The following is a 17636-nucleotide window of genomic DNA, read 5'->3' on the forward strand; positions in this document are numbered from 1 at the left end:
GGTTAGTTTCCTAGCTTGAAAATAATGGTAACCCCTGTCCAGGCTGGGACGGCGGTATTGTTCTGTTTGGCTGGAATGAAGCGCCAACGGCTGACGGTCTTGCGGGCGACCATGTCCAGGCGTCGATGACCACTGCTCTGCTCCACGTCGACCGACTCGGCGGTGCCCTCCTTGCTGACTCGGACCTTCAATACCACGCGCCCCTCTTCTCCCCGTCGGCGTGACTCCGGAGGGTAGGGAGGCTCGGGGTTGTTCAGCCTGGCATCCCGTGCGATGGGCGCACTGCTGCCGGCCCCGGCCCCCGTCTGGCGGGACTTGGTCGGCGGCGCACTGGCGCCACTCGCGCTCTGGGTATTGACCGCCGCCTGCGGGGTAGCAGGCGCAGAGGGCGCGACCACCGGCTCGGCCCTGGCCACTGGCGCTGGTTTGGTCATCGGTACTGGCTTGGGCTTTGGCGGAGTGGGCGCCGGTTTGGGAGCCGGTTTCTTGACGACCGGCTTGACCACTTTCGGCGGCACAGGTGCCGGTTTCTTCACCTCCCGAGGGGGAGCCGGAGTGGCCGCTGGCGCCGCCGGCTTGGCCGGTGCGTCATCTTTGTCCGACTCGCCGGCCCAGCGGGCAGACAAGGTGATGGGCTCGGGGGGCGTGACGGGGGCGGGGCGGCTGCCTTGCATCAGCCAGAGGAGGGCGAGATGCAGGGCAAGGGCGACGGCCAGGCAGGCAAGGTGAACCGGGCCAAATGCCGGCTTGTCGCGGCCAAAGGTCGGCCTCATTGCGCAGGCGTCCATCAGCCTGCCTTCTCGCTGGTCGTCATATTCGTACTCGAATGTCGATGGGATTGGCCCCGGAACCGGGCCTCGGCGCCCAGCATGCGCCATCGGATAGCCTGCAAACAAGAAACATTATCAATCGCGTTTTAATCAGGTGCGTCAGCGCCAGGGCCGCCCCGAGCCATGATTGGAGGCGAGAAAGGGAGCGCCTTCGGGGCAGACACGCCCAGGGACTGTCCATGTCAGGGGGGCGCCAGAGCGGGTCGCGCCGCTCTCTCCCTCGCTCAAGCAGAAATGAAAGCGCTATCAATCACATACAGCCCATGACGAGGTCGACAGTGGTCACATTTTGCGCGCATTGGCCATGAAATGGTCATGGGGGACTCTAGACTGGTCGGGCTCATCTGAAGGCGGGACGTTGCGGATGGGGGAATGCCGGGACACACCGGCATCACACACAAACAATGAAAATAAAGGACTATCAATGGCTAGATGGATACTCGCGGCCGGATTGTTGGGAACCCTGATCACGGCGCCGAGCACGGCGGCGGAGTGGTTCTTCCGGGGCACCGCGAATGGATGGGCGGCGACCGCCATGACGTCGACGGACGGCGTCAATTTTGATACCTGCCAGCGCTTCGTGAGCGGGGATGCCAGCGGCGGCCCGCGCTTCAAGATAGACAGGTACGGCAACTGGCAGCAGAGCTACCCGGCGGCCGACTACGGGGTCAATGCCAACACGGCGTACCAGATCCGCATCAACGCCAGCACCCAGGCGGTGAGCGCGACGGCAGTGGCCAGTTGCGAGGCCTCGGGGTTTGCCAGCACCTTGCCGCAGCTCAACGTGCGCGGCACCTTCAACGGCTGGGCCAGCCTCCCCATGACCCTGGTAGGGGATCACCTGTGGCAGGTGGAAGCCTACATGGATGGCAAGGCGAGCCAGCGCCTCAAGTTTGATCAGGCTGGGGACTGGGCCGTCAACTTTGGCGACAGCAACGGCGACGGCGTGCTGGAGAAAAGTGGCGGCGACATCTTCTGGAGCGCCGTGGGCACGGTGCGCATCCAGGTCAACGATCAGACCCTGGCCTACAGCATCACCCCCCTTGGGGATGACAACCAGCCGCCGCTCGCGGTCATCACCCCGGGGGGGACGGTGAACGTGACCCAGGGGGCGTCGCTCACCTTGAGCGGCAGCGACTCCACGGATCCTGACGGCCAGATCGCGAGCTATCTGTGGAGCAGCGGCGAGACCACGGAGAGCATCGTCGTCAACACCACCCAGACCGGCACCTTCACCTATGGCCTCACGGTCACCGACGATCAGGGCGCCAAGGGCAGCAGCAGCGTGAGCGTGGTGGTCGGGGCAGGACAGAGCAGCGACAGCTGGTACTTCCGGGGCACGGCCAACAACTGGGGGCTCACCCCCATGACCAGCGAGGATGGCACCACCTTCTGCACCGAGCAGGCCTTTGGCAGCAACAACCCCCGCTTCAAGATTGACCACAAGGGGGACTGGACCGAGGCGTATCCGGCCCAGGATTACCTGGTCAGCGCCAACACCAGTTATCGCATCTGCTTTGACAGCCTGCGCAAGGCCATCGAGGTGGAGACGCTGGCCGGGGCCGATCTGCAGGCCCCCACGGTGACGGCCACCCCGTCCCCGGGGAGTTATGTGGACAGCCAGTCCATCACCCTGGGAGTGAGCGACGATCAGGACAGCGCCCCCGCCGTGCATTTCACCACGGACGGCAGCCAGCCCACCACGGCATCGGCCCGCTATGCAGGCCAGCCCCTGCTGGCGAGTGACAAGGGGAGCGGCACCGATCTGGTGATCCGCACCCTTGCCATCGACGCCAGCGGCAATCAGCGCGAGCAGCGCTTCGAGTACCGTATCGGCGAGCAGGGGGTGGCGAGCGGCGATTTTCGCGCCGAGAGCATCTACTTCCTGCTGACTGCCCGCTTCTATGATGGCGATGCCAGCAACAACTACTACAACCGGGATCGCTACAAGGCGGGGGATCCCCAGTGGCGTGGCGACTTCAAGGGGTTGATCGCCAAGCTCGACTACATCAAGGATCTCGGCTTCACCGCCATCTGGGTGACGCCGCCGGTGGAGAACCGCTCCGGCCTCGACTACCACGGCTACCATGCCTACGACTTCTACCGGGTCGATCCCCGTCTGGAGTCGCCGGGGGCGGGTTACCGGGAGTTCATCCAGGCGGCCCACGCCAAGGGGCTCAAGGTGATCCAGGATGTGGTGCTCAACCACTCGAGCCAGTATGGTCTGCGCGGCAAGACCTGGATCGATCGCCTGCCCGTCAAATACTACGTACCGGCGGGGTCGAGCCAGGGACTCATCAACAATGGCCCCTATCAGGGCAATCTCGGGGACTACGCCAGCGCCAACCGCTGTGACGACGACAACCCGGCGGCGCCCGACTGGTACAAGGCCCGCTGCCAGTCCGATCCGGCGGGCACCCAGCCCCTGGTAGACCCCAAGACCGGCGCCACCGTGCCGAGCGCAGGCTACAACCCCAACCGCTTCTTCGGCATCGATGCCCAGACCCTGGATCCCGCCTGGTATCACCTGGACGGTTTCATGTCCGGCGGTGACTGGGAGAGCCCGCTCGCCCTGCAGCGCAAGCACATGGCGGGGGACTGCATCGACTTGGCCACCGGCAACCAGAACGTCAAGGACTACCTCAACGGCGCCATTCGTCAGTACCTCGACATGGGGGTGGATGCGATTCGTATCGATACCTTGAAGCACATCGAGCGGGACGAACTGCTGACCTATGTCCACAACTGGCAGGCCCACAAGCCGGGGCTGTTCGTCTTTGGCGAAAACCTGGTCAAGGGCACCGGCTGGGGCTCTGAGCTCGCCAACGACAATGCCTCGGCGGTGATCCGCCCCTGGTGGTATACCCGCACCACGCCGAACCCGGCCGATCCCCGTGCAGGGGACGATTCCGGCCTCTCGGTGCTGGACTTCTCGCTGTTCTCCACCTTCCGTGACAACGTCACCCGGGGGAACTTTGGCGGGGTAGGGGGGATCTTCGCCATGGACTGGGTCTATGGGGATGCCACCAAGCTCATCACCTTCTTCCAGAACCACGACGTGGGGCCGGACAATGACTTCAAGTACCGCTACGGCGGGGAAGAGGGCAATGCGGCCATGACCTACAACCTGCTCTGGACGGCGCGGGGGATCCCGACCCTCTACTACGGGGAGGAGGTGATGTTCCAGGCGGGCAAGCCCCAGGACATCGACGGGGCCACCATGACGGTGGATCAGACCGGTCGTGCCTACTACGGGGAGGTGCTGGACAACCCCGCCACCCCGAGCCACCCGCTCTATCAGCACATCAAGCGCCTGAACCAGATCCGCAAGGCGGTGCCCGCCCTGCAAAAGGCGCCCATGAGCCAGGTGAACGAGTGGGGGAGCGGCATCAGCTTCGTGCGTGATCTGAGCGCCCAAGGGAGCTACGCTGCCGTGGGCCTTGCGGCCAACTCGGCCCAGCAGATAAACCTGAGCGGCCTGAAGAACGGCACCTACACGGACGCGGTAACCGGTGCGAGCCAGAGCGTCAGCAACGGCAGCCTGAGCTTTGCGGTGCCCGCCTATTCGGCGCGGGTCTGGGTATTGAACGGCCCGGGCAAGGTGGGCGCGGACGGCAAATACCTCAAGTAAGGAAGCCCTGTCACAGGGGACAGCGAGTCGGCCTTCGGGCCGACTTTTTTATTCTGCCTTCTGCCTTCTGCCTTCTGCCTTCTGCCTATGCCTGAATGGATGCCCCATCCTGATGGGACTCTGGCTGCGGGGGCTGGTGGATGGGCAGACCTGTGGACTCGCGACCAGCACGCTCATGGGCAGGGGGCTAGAGGGAAGGGGAGTGGTGCATCCGCCGCCCGAGTCACTCCATGCTCTGCATATTGCAGTGCTCATGGCAGTGAGCAAAGCGGTGCCCATGTCGCCTTTGCACCGCGGTGCAAGGCAAACCGTACCACTCAGCCGCTCAATATTGGTGCAACTGCACTTTATTGGTGCGCTCCATCCACATCCGCCCCTGGAGCCCGCCCCGAAGAAACACGCCGTATAGCCCTCGGGCTTACCCTATGACAGGCATCATCCATGCTGAAAAGCGGCATCCTATCGACATGATCTGCCGAAAAACCGGGCTGTGAAGGGGATACCACGAGGCCTTTCTCGGTGACTCGGGTAAACATGCTGCGCCACTGTGATGGCCGATCACGGAAGTGGTGCATTCGACCTGCATATTGCGCATTTATCGGAATTTAAATCCGATTATTTATGGTATCGCGGACTCTTGTTTTGATTGGCGCTCTTTTTGCTGTGCCTTGTCATCCCCACGATGGCGACATCAGGGGGCGGGGGAGCGCAAGATTGGGGGTGGGGACGGCAAGGTGAACGGGCCGCCGCCATCAGCCCCAACGCGGCCTGGTTGTCGGGCAACGGATGCCACCATCAAATCGGATCTAAGGAGTCATATGGAAGGTGAAATGACCATGCAGCCAGCGGCTGCGGGCAGGGGGCTGGCCCATACCCTCAAGGACGATGTCTACGGCATGGTGCTCGGGGTCATGTTTATCGCCGTGGGGCTCAATCTGCTCAAGTGTTCCGGCATGATCACCGGTGGCATCGCGGGCATCGCCCTGCTGATCGCCCATGTCAGCACCCTGCCCATCGGCGTGCTCTTCTTTCTGGTGAACCTGCCCTTCATGGTGTTCTGCTACGTCACCATGGGGCGCGCCTTCACCCTCAAGACGCTGATCGTCAACGTCGCCCTCTCGGCGGCCACCCAGGCGGTGCCGCTGCTGCTGACGGTGAGCTATGTCCATCCCCTGTTTGCCGCCCTTGTGGGGGGAACCTTCCTCGGCATGGGGGTCTTGTCTCTGGCGCGCCACAATGCCTCCGTGGGGGGCACCGGCGTGGTGACGCTCTGGCTACAACGGCGCACCGGCATCAATGCGGGAAAGAGCCAGATGGTGCTGGATGTGCTGGTGTTTGCGCTCTCTCTGCTCACCCTGCCGCTTCCCCTGCTACTCTGGTCAACCCTGAGTGCGCTGGCCATGAACGCCATGCTGATGAACTGGCACAAGCCGGGCCGCTATCAGGGGAACTGACCGCCGGTCTGGCTGACGGCCGCGAGGGAAAAAAGGCCGTTCCGGGAGACTGGCGGCAGAAAGGGGCTCAACGGCAAAAAAGATCATCTTGTCGGGAAAAACGGCATGGTTACGGCTGAATTTATTGGTTTTTTGCCCTGTTGGTGGCGTTAAATCGGGCTACGCCATAAAAAATTCAAAAAACTTCTTTACCACTGCCCAATGCATGAGTAAAATTTGTCGGCAATATTTTACACCCCCACTCCTCAACGGTGAGATATTGCCATGCTCAGGATTGCCAAAGAAGCGCTGACCTTCGACGATGTACTGTTGGTTCCAGCCCACTCCACTGTTCTCCCCAATACCGCCGACCTGCGTACCAAGCTCACGTCTGCGATCACGCTGAATATCCCGATGATCTCCGCTGCCATGGACACAGTGACCGAAGCCCGTCTGGCTATCGCACTGGCCCAGGAAGGCGGCATCGGCTTCATTCACAAGAACATGTCCATCGAGCAGCAGGCTGCCGAAGTGCGCAAGGTCAAGAAGTACGAGAGCGGCGTGGTCAGCGACCCCGTTACCGTGCGTCCTGACATGACCATCGCCCAGATCAAGGAGCTGAGCCACAAGAACGGTTTCGCCGGTTACCCCGTGGTGACTGACGGCAACCAGCTGGTGGGCATCATCACCGGCCGTGACGTGCGCTTCGTCATCGATCTCTCCCAGACCGTCGAACAGATCATGACCCAGAAAGATCGTCTGGTGACCGTGCGTGAAGGGGCCCCTCGTGAAGAGGTGGTGGCCCTGATGCAAAAACACCGCATCGAGAAGGTGCTGGTGGTCAACGGCGACTTCAAGCTCAAGGGCATGATCACCGTGAAGGACTTCCAGAAAGCCGAGCGCAAGCCCAACGCCTGTAAAGACGAGCGTGGCCGTCTGCGGGTCGGTGCCGCCGTCGGTGCCGGTGCCGGCAACGAAGAGCGCGTCGCCGCCCTGGTGGAAGCCGGTGTGGACGTGCTGCTGATTGACTCCTCCCACGGCCACTCCCAGGGCGTGCTGGATCGCATCAAGGCGACCCGTGAAGCCTATCCTGACCTGCAAATCATCGGCGGCAACGTCGCCACTGCCGCGGGCGCCAAGGCGCTGGTGGAAGCGGGTGTCAACGCCGTCAAGGTCGGTATCGGCCCGGGCTCCATCTGTACTACCCGTATCGTGACCGGCGTGGGCGTGCCCCAGATCACCGCCATCTCCGACGCCGTTGACGCTCTGGAAGGCACCGGCGTGCCGGTGATTGCCGATGGCGGCATCCGCTTCTCCGGCGACGTGGCCAAGGCCATCGCCGCAGGCGCAAGCTGCGTCATGGTGGGCTCCATGTTTGCCGGTACCGAAGAGGCGCCGGGCGAGATCGAGCTCTACCAGGGCCGCTCCTTCAAGTCCTACCGCGGTATGGGCTCTCTGGGTGCCATGTCCAAGGGCTCCAGCGACCGTTACTTCCAGACCGACAACGCCGCCGACAAGCTGGTGCCGGAAGGGATCGAAGGGCGCGTGCCGTACAAGGGCCGCCTCAAAGAGATCATCCACCAGCAGATGGGCGGCCTGCGCTCCTCCATGGGTCTGACCGGCAGCGCGACCATCGACGACATGCGCACCAAGGCCGAATTCGTGCGCATCTCGGGCGCCGGGATGAAAGAGTCCCACGTTCACGACGTGACCATTACCAAAGAAGCCCCCAACTACCGGATGGGCTGATGAAACGGGGCTCTGCGCCCCGTTTTTCCACCCTTTTTTTATCCCGTGCTTTTTGTGACAACATCAGCCTGATGCAGGAATAAAATGACTAAAGACATTCACGCCCACCGTATCCTTATCCTGGATTTCGGTTCCCAGTACACCCAGCTCATCGCCCGTCGCGTCCGTGAAATCGGCGTCTACTGCGAGCTGTGGGCCTGGGACGTAACCGAAGAGCAGATCCGCGAGTTCAACCCGAGCGGCATCATCCTCTCCGGCGGCCCGGAATCAGTGACCGAGGCGGGCAGCCCGCGCGCCCCCGAGTACGTGTTCAACGCCGGTGTGCCGGTGTTCGGTATCTGCTACGGCATGCAGACCATGTCCGAGCAGCTCGGCGGCAAGGTGCAGTCCTCCAACCTGCGTGAATTCGGCTATGCCCAGGTCGAAGTGCTGGGCCAGTCCGGCAAGACCAGCGCTCTCTTGCGCAACATCGAAGACGCCATTGCCGACAACGGCAATGCCCTGCTGGATGTCTGGATGAGCCACGGCGACAAGGTCACCGAGATCCCCGCCGGTTTCACCACCATCGCCCAGACCGCGACCTGCCCCCATGCCGCCATGGCCAACGAAGCCAAGCGCTTCTACGGCGTGCAGTTCCACCCGGAAGTGACCCACACCCGTCAGGGTGCCCGCATGCTGGAACACTTCGTCAAGGACATCTGCGGCTGCGAGTGCCTCTGGACCCCGGCCACCATCATCGATGACGCCGTTGCCCGCATCCGCGAGCAGGTGGGTGACGACGAGGTGATCCTGGGCCTCTCCGGCGGCGTGGACTCCTCCGTGGTCGCCATGCTGGTGCACCGCGCCATCGGCGATCGCCTGACCTGCGTCTTCGTTGACAACGGTCTGCTGCGCCTGAACGAAGGCCAGCAGGTGATGGACATGTTCGGCGATCACTTCGGCCTGAACATCATCAAGGTCGACGCCGAAGAGCGCTTCCTCTCCGCCCTCGCGGGCATTGACGAGCCGGAAGCCAAGCGCAAGACCATCGGCCGCGTCTTCGTGGACGTGTTCGACGACGAGTCCAAGAAGCTCAAGAACGCCAAGTGGCTGGCCCAGGGCACCATCTACCCGGACGTCATCGAATCCGCTGCCAGCAAGACCGGCAAGGCCCACGTCATCAAGTCCCACCACAACGTCGGCGGCCTGCCGGAAGAGATGAAGATGGGTCTGGTCGAGCCGCTGCGCGAGCTGTTCAAGGACGAAGTGCGCCGTGTCGGCCTCGAACTCGGCCTGCCCTACGACATGCTCTACCGTCACCCCTTCCCGGGTCCGGGTCTGGGCGTGCGCGTGCTTGGCGAAGTGAAGAAAGAGTACTGCGACCTGCTGCGCAAGGCTGACGCCATCTTCATCGAAGAGCTGCGCAAGGCCGACCTCTACAACCAGGTCAGCCAGGCGTTCGCCGTCTTCCTGCCGGTGCGCTCCGTCGGCGTCATGGGCGATGGCCGCAAGTACGACTGGGTCATTGCGCTGCGTGCCGTCGAGACCATCGACTTCATGACCGCCCACTGGGCCCACCTGCCGTACGACTTCCTCGGCCACGTGTCGAACCGCATCATCAACGAGATCAATGGCATCTCCCGCGTGGTGTACGACGTCTCCGGCAAGCCGCCCGCAACCATTGAGTGGGAATAAAAGGCGTGGGAATAAGCGGCTAACGCCTCTCTCCCAGCGGTAACGCAAAACTGTCAAAAAGGCGCCCTTGAGGCGCCTTTTCTTTTTCCAATCGTTTGCGAGAAAATTTTGCTTCTGGCGAAGGGGGTGAGGGCCCTGTTGCCAATGCTGTCGTGGTGAGTGCCCGAGTCGATCGGCGGAGTGTCTCGGACTTGCAAGAACGCGTTGCATTGGTGCCTTGCTATGGCGTTGCTAGTGGGACCCTAGGTGTATTTCATCACAAATTTGTTGATGTCCGACCAGGGGCTTGTGGAAGGTGCTTCAAGTCCAGGAGCGCTTGCTGTCACGCAGTTGGTGGGCGAGTGACTTCTTGCTGGCCCAAGACGCTATCAAGAGGGCTTTCTTCCAGCAAACAGTCTTCTGTGTGGATGATCTTGTTTTATCAACGGGTCGAAGGAGCCACAGGACATAGGATGCCCACGCTTCGCTGCACCACCGTACTCGAATTGGCTGTTCAACATCCTACCGAGAAGTGACAGGTGATAACTAGATCTGTATAGACAAGGATTAGCTCGATTAATGGAAAGATGGACATATCATTATTTTGTCTGCCGCAATAAGCTTGTAAACCGTGTGTAGTTCAGTTGAAATGAATGAACTTCAAGGCGCCATCACAGAACTCCAACACCAAAGCATCACTATGTATAGGCTGTTGAATGATCAAAATGACTTGAAAAAATTTCGTCTGTGTGTTTTCGATTTTTAAGGGGGCGTTAATTCCGTATCATATGATAAAGACAATCACTTCTCTAACACGCAGGCTGGCTAATCGCCTTGATAGCCTAGTGTCTTGGCTGGAAAGTAAAGACAGCTCCGCCAACACTCCATCTAAGTTCGTGGACCTTGCACCCACTGATGAGGCAGACAAGACTGGCGTGTATTCCGAAGCGATTCTGTTTGCTACAAACAATAGGAAGGTCTCCAACATTGCTCTAACTGGTCCTTATGGCTCAGGAAAAAGCAGTATTATCCAATCTTTCTTACTGAAATATCGGCGGTCTGCGCTTCATATTTCTTTGGCTTCGTTCGTTCCAGAGACCGATTCGGAGGGAGGGAAGGTGAGCCGCCAAGAGATTGAGAGAAGTATTCTGCAACAGATGCTGTATGGGGCCGATGCAAACAGACTTCCACTATCACGATTTAAAAGAATTCAGTCTCCAAGTGCATTGGCTATATTTAAATCTCTCTTCATAATGCTTGGTATTTTCTCACTTTGGTACGTTTTTCATCAGCGAGAGTATATTGTCAGTGGCACTTACTTTACTCCATTCGAAATCAGCAATGGCATAAATATTGCCATATTTACTCTTGCAGTAGTATTTTTCTGGGGAGCGTTACATCATTTTTATGTTGCTAGCTTCGGACTGTCACTAAAAAGCATCTCGTTAAAAGATATTGAGATAAAACCAGCGTGCGATGACCAAACCTCTATATTAAATAGGCACCTAGATGAAATTGTCTATTTTTTCCAATCAACGAATTACGATCTTGTGATTATTGAAGATCTAGACCGATTTGATAACGCAGAGATTTTTGTAACGCTGCGTGAGATTAATAGCCTAGTGAACGAGAATGCAGGTGTGAAACGCACCATCAGATTCCTCTACGCCCTACGCGACGACATGTTTATCAATACAGATAGAACAAAATTCTTCGAATTCATTATACCTGTTATACCGATCATCAACACATCGAATTCGATTGATATGGTATTGGCGCAAGGAAAGCGACTTGATCTCGATGGGCGCCTTGATAGACAGTTTTTGAGAGAAGTGTCACGATATCTGAATGACCTCAGGTTGATTCAGAATATATTTAATGAATACGCTATTTATGTGGCGAATTTGGAAACTGATGGGGATAATCTGCTTGATGCCAACAAGCTCCTCGCGATATTGATCTATAAAAACGTCTATCCAAGGGACTTTGAGCAACTACACCGCGGCGCGGGTACTCTTGCTGGAATATTAAACCAGCAGGATAAACTGATTGAGTCTGGTGAATCTACCTATAGGGCAGAAATTACGGAAATCGAAAAGCAGCTTGACATTGCTGAGCGACAGACACCCTCGAACTTGAGAGAATTACGGCAAATCTATGCTATGGCCCTAATAGAGAAGCTTCCAACGAATGCCATCAGCGTGAGTCATAACCAGCAAGCGTGGATTGAACTTTTCCAGCTGGTCAGCAACGATGAGTTCGAACAGCTGATAGGAGCTTCGCGTATCTATTACCGCTACTCCAATAATCATTACTCCCAGCCAACCGATATTTCCAAATTGCAAAGCGAGGTGGACCCTCAGAAATCCTACCAAGAACGCAAAGCGGAGATCGAAAGTAAAGCGATTGATAATAAGAATAAAATATTACGCCGAATTCACGACTTAAGATCAAAAATTGCAGCGCTTCGCACAACTAAGCTCAATGAACTGTTGCGTTTGAACGCCGATCGTGTGCAGGGGCTCTTCGACAATTTCGGAGAAAACGGGGAGCTTGCCCGCTTCCTGATTTTAGAAGGTCATCTTGATGATACCTACTACCAATATACCTCACTCTTTCACTCGGGCCGCTTGTCACCTAATGACAATAAGTTTCTTATCCAGATTCGAGCATTTGTTATCCCTGATCCACATTTTCCTATAGATAATCCACATGAAGTTATCGCAGCTATGCGAGATGAGGACTTCCGGCAAAACTATGTCTTGAACATTAAACTTGTCGATAGTCTCCTAAGTGACCGGAGCCGATACTTTGTCCAATTGCGAAAGTTTTTTAATTTTATATCCTCAGAATTCGAAAATTGCGAGAGTTTCTTTGACTCTTATTATACAAGTGGTCGCGATATTGCAGGGCTACTTTCGGGACTAGCCAACGCTTGGAAAGGACTTGTTCCTACTATTATGGCAAGCCCTAACAATATACCCCATGTAACCCAATTAGTTTCTAACCTGCCCGAAAGCCAGCTCGAAGAGCTGGCAAATAGCTTCGAAAAACTACCAGTATTTGTTTCGGAGAACCTCCCCGAAATTTTGATCAACTCACCTGAACTTTCACCAGATCGTCTGGTATGTCTCGGCTTTGAGATCAAAGATATGGCTGTAATCAAAGAGCATTCCGAGATTGTACATACCATGTTCGAGAAGGAGCGCTTCGAACTTACCATCGACAATCTGGAGTATATCTATCAGGCCATATTGGGAGAGAAAGATCTCGAGCAACTACGCGAGAGAAATTTCACTACTATACGTTCGACGAATAACACAACTTTGATGAAACGGATCGAACGCGATTTCGAACGCTACCTACATGATATCCTTGTGGTGCTTGAAGGGAATTCCAAGGAGGATGCCTCGGCTATTCTTGCCGTTATGCAGCATGAAGGACTTGATCAGGATGATCTACTAAAATTTCTTGAACGACAGACGACCTTGTTGCCAACGTTAGCGGATATTCCAGAGAAATTGCACGCAACACTGTTCAAGTTAGGTTTGATCGAACCAACTTGGCTGAACTGTCTATCTTTTATAGAAAGTAAAGAATTCGTGGTGGAGAGTTTAACAGGGTATCTTGACCGAGATACTGTCCGTACAGCTCTCCTGAAAAAGCCTATTCCTAGTGATGATGATTCACAGAGACTGCGTAGCTTCCTCTTCAATGCTGGCTCTCTGTCTGACTCCACCTATAGAGAATATATTCATGCTCTACCTAAGTCGTTCAAAAAACTACCAGAAGGGTTTGCTCCTGCAAAGCTTCGCATTCTGATTGATGAAGGTAAAATTGTCTTCAGTAATGAGTGTCTTGATGCACTCGCTGGTAACAAAGATCTACAGGTTTTATTTGTAGCCGCAAACATCAACACATACCTTGAAGAGCCAGACGAGTTCGACCTCGATGATGAATTTAGAGAAAGTCTTCTTCGCGCTGAAATTGATAATAAAGCCAAGCTTGGGATTATTGGTTTGATGGATCTGGAGTTACTTGTGAACCACCCTGAACGGTCGGCTCTCATCGGTAAAATTATTAACAGTACTGATGCTAACCTATCCAATATCAATAGCAGCATTGCTCAATCCTTAGTCATTAACTCCATGCCTATTGCGACGAAAATCTCACTCTTTAATAAATATCATTCTCTTATGACGGATGGCGAAGTACGTTTTGTCTTAGAAAACCTACCAAAGCCATATTCTGAAATAAAAGTTGGATACAATATTCCGGTTTTGAAGAAAACTCCTGAGAATCAGGTTTTTGTTATATGGCTTAATGACAGGGACATTATCTCATCATGGAGTGAGAGTCGTGTGTTCACTGACGAGATAAGAGTGAATCTTTATAGGCGCTGATAAGAGAAAAGGCTGATTATGGAATCGGGAATCTACTCATATCTTGCTGCTTCCCAGGCGTGTATCGCCTGTTTGCGGGTCTCGCCCCAGTGATAGCCGCCGAGTTTGCCGTTTTGCTGGATGACCCTGTGGCAGGGGATCATCAAGGCGACGGGGTTGGCACCCACCGCCAGCCCCACGGCGCGGGCGGCCTTGGGGTTGCCGACGGCGCTCGCCACCTGGGCGTAGCTCACCACCCTGGCGGGCGGGATCGCGAGCAGCGCCCGCCAGACGCTGATCTGAAAGTTGGTACCGCTCACGTGCAAGGAGAGGGGGCGATCCGCCTTCTTGCTGCTATCGAACATGGTGTGGATGACCCCCTGGGTGCGTGAGGGCGCTTCTCGCAGCTCTGCCGCTGGCCAACGCTGGGCGAGGGCGGCCAGGGGCGCCTCTGGGGCCTGGTCATCGAGAAACGAGAAGTTGCACACCCCCCGCGGGGTGAGGGCGACGAACGCCTGGCCGAAGGGGGTGTCGTGCACCCCGTGATCGATAACCAGCCCGGCCCCGCGAAGCTTGTACTCCCCCGGCGTCACCGCTTCAAGCTGCACGAAGTGATCGTAGAGCCGCGAGCCGCTGCTCAGGCCCAGGGTGTCGGCCACCTCCAGCAGCGGGCGCGACTCCTGCAACAGCGCCTTGGCCCGCTCCAGGGTCAGCACCTGCAGATAGCGTTTGGGTGTCACTCCGGCCCAGCGGCTGAACAGCCGCTGGAAGTGAAAGGGGCTTAAGTGAACGTGCGCCGCTATCTCGTCCAGGGTGGGCTGGCGCGCCACCTGGCTTGCGATAAAACGGATGGCATCGGCGATGCGGGCGTAATCAGACATAAGGCGCTCTCACGATAGGTTGGCAGCCGCAGGATCTTGGGTGCGACAAGGTCATGTGCGACAAATAGATACCCCACCATCGGCCAGCAGGGCAATGCCGGTGGTGAAGCTGGAGGCATCGGAGGCGAGATAAAGTGCCGAGCGGGCGATCTCCTCCGGTTGGGCCAGCCGTTTGAGGGCATGCATATGCTGCACAAAGGCGAGACTTTCCGGGGTATTGGTAAAGGCCCGTCCCATGGGGGTGTCGGTGCCCCCCGGCAGCAGGGCGTTGACCCGCACCCCTTGTGCCCCATATTCGGCGGCCAGCACCCGAGTCAGGCCGATGAGGCCCGCTTTGCTTGCGGCATAGGCCGCCATGCCGGGCAGTCCCAGGGTATGGCCGACGAAGGTGGAGGTAAAGATGAGCGAGCCGCCCCCGCGTGCCTGCATGGCGGGGATCTGGTACTTGGCCCCCACAAAGGCGCTGGTGAGGTTGGTATCCAGGGTCTCTTGCCACTGCGCCAGTTCAAGCCCCGGCACGCTGCCCGGTGTCCCCGTGGTGCCGGCGTTGTTGAAGGCGATATCAAGTCCGCCGAAACGGGTCAGCGCAAGATCCACCAGGGCGCGGGCATAGGTTTCGCTTTTCACATCCCCCGCCAGACTCACCGCCTGGCCCCCCTCATGGCGGATCTCCTCCACCAGCAGATTCAGCTCGGTCTGGCGGCGGGCGCCGACGACGACGCTGGCTCCCTCCCTGGCAAACAGGATGGCGCTGGCGCGGCCGATACCGGAGCTGGCTCCCGTGATGATGGCGACCTTGTTGGACAGTAATGACATGGCAGTTCCCTCGCGAGATGTGCATGGCGCCAGGTGGCGACGCTCATGCAGGATTGGCAGACAAGTGGATGGGTTCAACCCCCTCCTGGTTCAAACCTCCTTTGGTTCAACCCTCCTTTGGTTCAAAGCTTTGGGGGGGGGGTCGAAAGCACTGTTGGTTTGAAAGCACAGTTGGTTTGAAAGCACTATGGCGGCGAACCTTTGTCACGACGACCCGGATCTTGCTCACTTGTGCCATCGGCGATGGGCCATCACGGCATCGGGAGATATCAGCGTTTTTTGAAGGGAGTGGAGGGAAGTGGGAAGGGAGCGGGGCTGTGGCGCCGCTTTCCCAGGTGGTGGTGACCTGGGTTTGCAAGGGCAGGGCATGGAAAACAGTGCCACCGGTGTCGGCGGCACTGATGCAAAGCCTGGTGGGATAACGCTCTTTTAGGGGTTATCAGGCCAGGGCGGGGCTGGATGTAGCTGCGCAGGGCAGGGCGGCCAACTGTGCAAGGTGCTCGCCCAGGGAGACCCCGGCGCCGGTGGCGTTGACCGTCTCGAAGTAGTCGTGCCAGCCCGATGCGGCTATTCCCTGGACGAGGGCCTCGATGGCTGCGGCATCCGGCCCGCGCCAGATGGCGAAGAAGGGGTGGGGCGTACCATGGAGGGTGGCAGCATCGGTCTCGCCCAGGGCGATGGGCTCCACCCCGAGGGCGGCGAGGTTGGCCATGCCTGTGCCAATGGCCTCGAAGAACTGCTGACGAGCCGTCTGGCTCAATGCCAGCCAGGCGGGAGTGGGGGTGTAGAGCTCTGCCAGATAGTGGGTCATAGGGGTTCCTTTGGGAGTTGGCCTTTGCGCAAGGTGCGCAAGGCGCGTTGACAAATCCGGGTTGTCGCGGGGCAGGGGCTTTCGCGAGACCAGCGCGTGCAGAGGTCAGTGACCCACTGTGGCCTGTCTTTGCTCGCATCGTTCAGCCAGTTGGCAACGGAGTCCTGCACATAGGGGGCGGGATCGGCCTTGAGGGGCTCAAGCAGCATCAGGGCCTGCTCCGGCGCTTGTCGCAGGGACGCAAGATGGGTACACCAGACGCCGCGGGGCCGGGTCGCTTCGCTGGCAAAGCGTCGCAGTCGCTCGGACGGCTCCGCCGTCCAGGGCACCAGGGTGGCAATGGCCACCTCGAGCTGCGCGGCAATGGTCGATCGCATTGCGAGCCAGGCCCACTCGCGCACCCCAAAGTGCGGGTCATCGGCGAGGGGGCGAATGAGGGCCAGGCGGTCGCTGAGCGACAGCCCCTCGCTCGCGCCCACCATGAAACAGGCCCAGCCCCGCACGGTATCGGAGGGATGGCGGCTGAGCGCCGCAAGATCCCTCGTGCCGCTCTCGGCCAGGAGCAGCCTGGCGGCCAGCGCCATGCGTCGGGTAATGCCCTCCCCGGATGCGGCGTGCATCGACGCCAGCGCCTGGGGCCCGAGCGAAGGCCGGGTGCACTGCATCAGGGCGGCAAAATCCACCGCCAGGCATTCGGTCAGGTTGCTTGCCTCAGCCTCTCCCCGGTTGAGCTGGGCGAGGCGTGAGGGGGCGATATCCGTGATGCGGCTGCGTGTCATGGGTGCTCCTCTGTGGCGGCCTCAGTGCAGCCTGCCCGGGATGAGATGACATTGAGCCAGGCCCGCTTGAGCAGGGCACTCAGGGTCTCTCGCTCTGCCTGATCGAACCCGGCAAACAGGGAGCCTATCCACTGGCTGTGCTCATCGAGCAGGTGCTGCGCCAGGGCCTGGCCCTGCTCTGTCAGGCGCACCGAGATCTTTCGCCTGTCCTGGCTGTCGCTGTGGCGAGCCAACAGGCCGTCCCGTTGCAGCCCGTCGAGCAGGCCGGTGATGGTGGCCCGTGTGACCCCCGCCTTGTCGGCAAGCTCGTGGGGGGCCAGCCCTTGTGGCAGGTCGCGCAGCAAAAACAGCAGCACGAACTTGCCTTCGGAGAGGCGGTGGGGAGCCAGGCGCGCCGCGCACGCCTGATCGATGGCAGCGGCGAGGGTCAACACCTCAAAGCAGACGCGCATGTTTTGGGTGTCCGCGTGTCCGCGGCGCTCTGCATCCTCGAGCAGGGCGAGGTGTTTCTGTTCCAGCGTGATCATGATGGTGAGTCTCGAATGACTTTGTATGGTGCCATACTATATGGCGCCAACCAAATGTTCAACCTCCCAAGCGTGCGACCGGAATGGTCCATGGCAACGGAGAGCGGGAGTGTGGCGATGGGGGGCCTTTGCAAGAGAAGGCGT

At 58.5% G+C, this 17636-nt stretch carries 11 protein-coding genes; 5 read left to right on the forward strand and 6 right to left on the reverse strand.

Annotated features, from left to right (window positions below; genetic code table 11):
* Positions 1–2: 2 nt before the first annotated feature.
* Positions 3–788 (reverse strand): energy transducer TonB, encoded by a 786-nt coding sequence (locus ACVDHI_RS06030; protein ID WP_102983892.1) that lies wholly within the window; start codon positions 786–788, stop codon positions 3–5.
* Between the two features lie 466 nt (positions 789–1254).
* Between ACVDHI_RS06030 and ACVDHI_RS06035 the strand changes: the two genes are divergently transcribed.
* The 5 genes from ACVDHI_RS06035 to ACVDHI_RS06055 all read left to right on the forward strand — a co-directional run bounded on the left by ACVDHI_RS06035 (position 1255) and on the right by ACVDHI_RS06055 (position 13699).
* Positions 1255–4461, forward strand: coding sequence for an alpha-amylase family glycosyl hydrolase (locus ACVDHI_RS06035; protein ID WP_447211842.1), 3207 nt, complete (start codon positions 1255–1257; stop codon positions 4459–4461).
* 818 nt (positions 4462–5279) lie between these two features.
* Positions 5280–5915 (forward strand): YitT family protein, encoded by a 636-nt coding sequence (locus ACVDHI_RS06040; RefSeq protein ID WP_010674548.1) that lies wholly within the window; start codon positions 5280–5282, stop codon positions 5913–5915.
* Positions 5916–6179: 264 nt separating this feature from the next.
* On the forward strand, positions 6180–7643 hold the full coding sequence (gene guaB, locus ACVDHI_RS06045; RefSeq protein WP_010674549.1) for an IMP dehydrogenase: 1464 nt from the start codon (positions 6180–6182) through the stop codon (positions 7641–7643).
* An 84-nt stretch (positions 7644–7727) separates the two neighbouring features.
* Positions 7728–9317, forward strand: coding sequence for a glutamine-hydrolyzing GMP synthase (guaA, locus tag ACVDHI_RS06050; RefSeq protein WP_447211843.1), 1590 nt, complete (start codon positions 7728–7730; stop codon positions 9315–9317).
* Positions 9318–10141: 824 nt separating this feature from the next.
* Entirely contained in the window at positions 10142–13699 is a 3558-nt protein-coding gene (locus ACVDHI_RS06055; protein WP_319896666.1) for a YobI family P-loop NTPase, read from the forward strand.
* A gap of 32 nt (positions 13700–13731) precedes the next feature.
* Here the strand turns inward: ACVDHI_RS06055 and ACVDHI_RS06060 are convergent, their stop codons facing one another.
* The 5 genes from ACVDHI_RS06060 to ACVDHI_RS06080 all read right to left on the reverse strand — a co-directional run bounded on the left by ACVDHI_RS06060 (position 13732) and on the right by ACVDHI_RS06080 (position 17492).
* Positions 13732–14559: a bifunctional transcriptional activator/DNA repair enzyme AdaA gene (locus tag ACVDHI_RS06060; RefSeq protein WP_219596901.1), complete on the reverse strand. Its 828-nt coding sequence runs from the start codon at positions 14557–14559 to the stop codon at positions 13732–13734.
* A 51-nt stretch (positions 14560–14610) separates the two neighbouring features.
* Positions 14611–15375 carry an SDR family oxidoreductase gene (locus ACVDHI_RS06065; protein ID WP_216944187.1) on the reverse strand — a complete coding sequence of 255 codons (765 nt, stop codon included), beginning with the start codon at positions 15373–15375 and terminating at the stop codon, positions 14611–14613.
* Positions 15376–15814: 439 nt separating this feature from the next.
* Positions 15815–16186, reverse strand: a complete 372-nt coding sequence (locus ACVDHI_RS06070) for a DUF6616 family protein (protein WP_182976600.1) — start codon at positions 16184–16186, stop codon at positions 15815–15817.
* Entirely contained in the window at positions 16183–16965 is a 783-nt protein-coding gene (locus tag ACVDHI_RS06075) for a HEAT repeat domain-containing protein (protein WP_447211844.1), read from the reverse strand. The genes ACVDHI_RS06070 and ACVDHI_RS06075 overlap by 4 nt, the downstream gene beginning before the upstream one ends.
* A complete protein-coding gene (locus ACVDHI_RS06080; protein WP_323897931.1) occupies positions 16962–17492 on the reverse strand; it encodes a MarR family winged helix-turn-helix transcriptional regulator in 531 nt (176 codons plus the stop codon). Before ACVDHI_RS06080 ends, ACVDHI_RS06075 begins: the two co-directional genes overlap by 4 nt.
* Positions 17493–17636: the final 144 nt, after the last annotated feature.

The sequence above is a fragment of the Aeromonas sp. 25-248 genome (assembly GCF_053005425.1).

Excerpts from the sequence above, each read along its gene's own strand:
- ACVDHI_RS06030 (WP_102983892.1), bottom strand. The coding sequence starts at position 788 with ATGGACGCCTGCGCAATGAGGCCGACCTTTGGCCGCGACAAGCCGGCA.
- ACVDHI_RS06035 (WP_447211842.1), top strand. The coding sequence starts at position 1,255 with ATGGCTAGATGGATACTCGCGGCCGGATTGTTGGGAACCCTGATCACG.
- ACVDHI_RS06040 (WP_010674548.1), top strand. The coding sequence starts at position 5,280 with ATGGAAGGTGAAATGACCATGCAGCCAGCGGCTGCGGGCAGGGGGCTG.
- guaB (WP_010674549.1), top strand. The coding sequence starts at position 6,180 with ATGCTCAGGATTGCCAAAGAAGCGCTGACCTTCGACGATGTACTGTTG.
- guaA (WP_447211843.1), top strand. The coding sequence starts at position 7,728 with ATGACTAAAGACATTCACGCCCACCGTATCCTTATCCTGGATTTCGGT.
- ACVDHI_RS06060 (WP_219596901.1), bottom strand. The coding sequence starts at position 14,559 with ATGTCTGATTACGCCCGCATCGCCGATGCCATCCGTTTTATCGCAAGC.
- ACVDHI_RS06065 (WP_216944187.1), bottom strand. The coding sequence starts at position 15,375 with ATGTCATTACTGTCCAACAAGGTCGCCATCATCACGGGAGCCAGCTCC.
- ACVDHI_RS06070 (WP_182976600.1), bottom strand. The coding sequence starts at position 16,186 with ATGACCCACTATCTGGCAGAGCTCTACACCCCCACTCCCGCCTGGCTG.
- ACVDHI_RS06075 (WP_447211844.1), bottom strand. The coding sequence starts at position 16,965 with ATGACACGCAGCCGCATCACGGATATCGCCCCCTCACGCCTCGCCCAG.
- ACVDHI_RS06080 (WP_323897931.1), bottom strand. The coding sequence starts at position 17,492 with ATGATCACGCTGGAACAGAAACACCTCGCCCTGCTCGAGGATGCAGAG.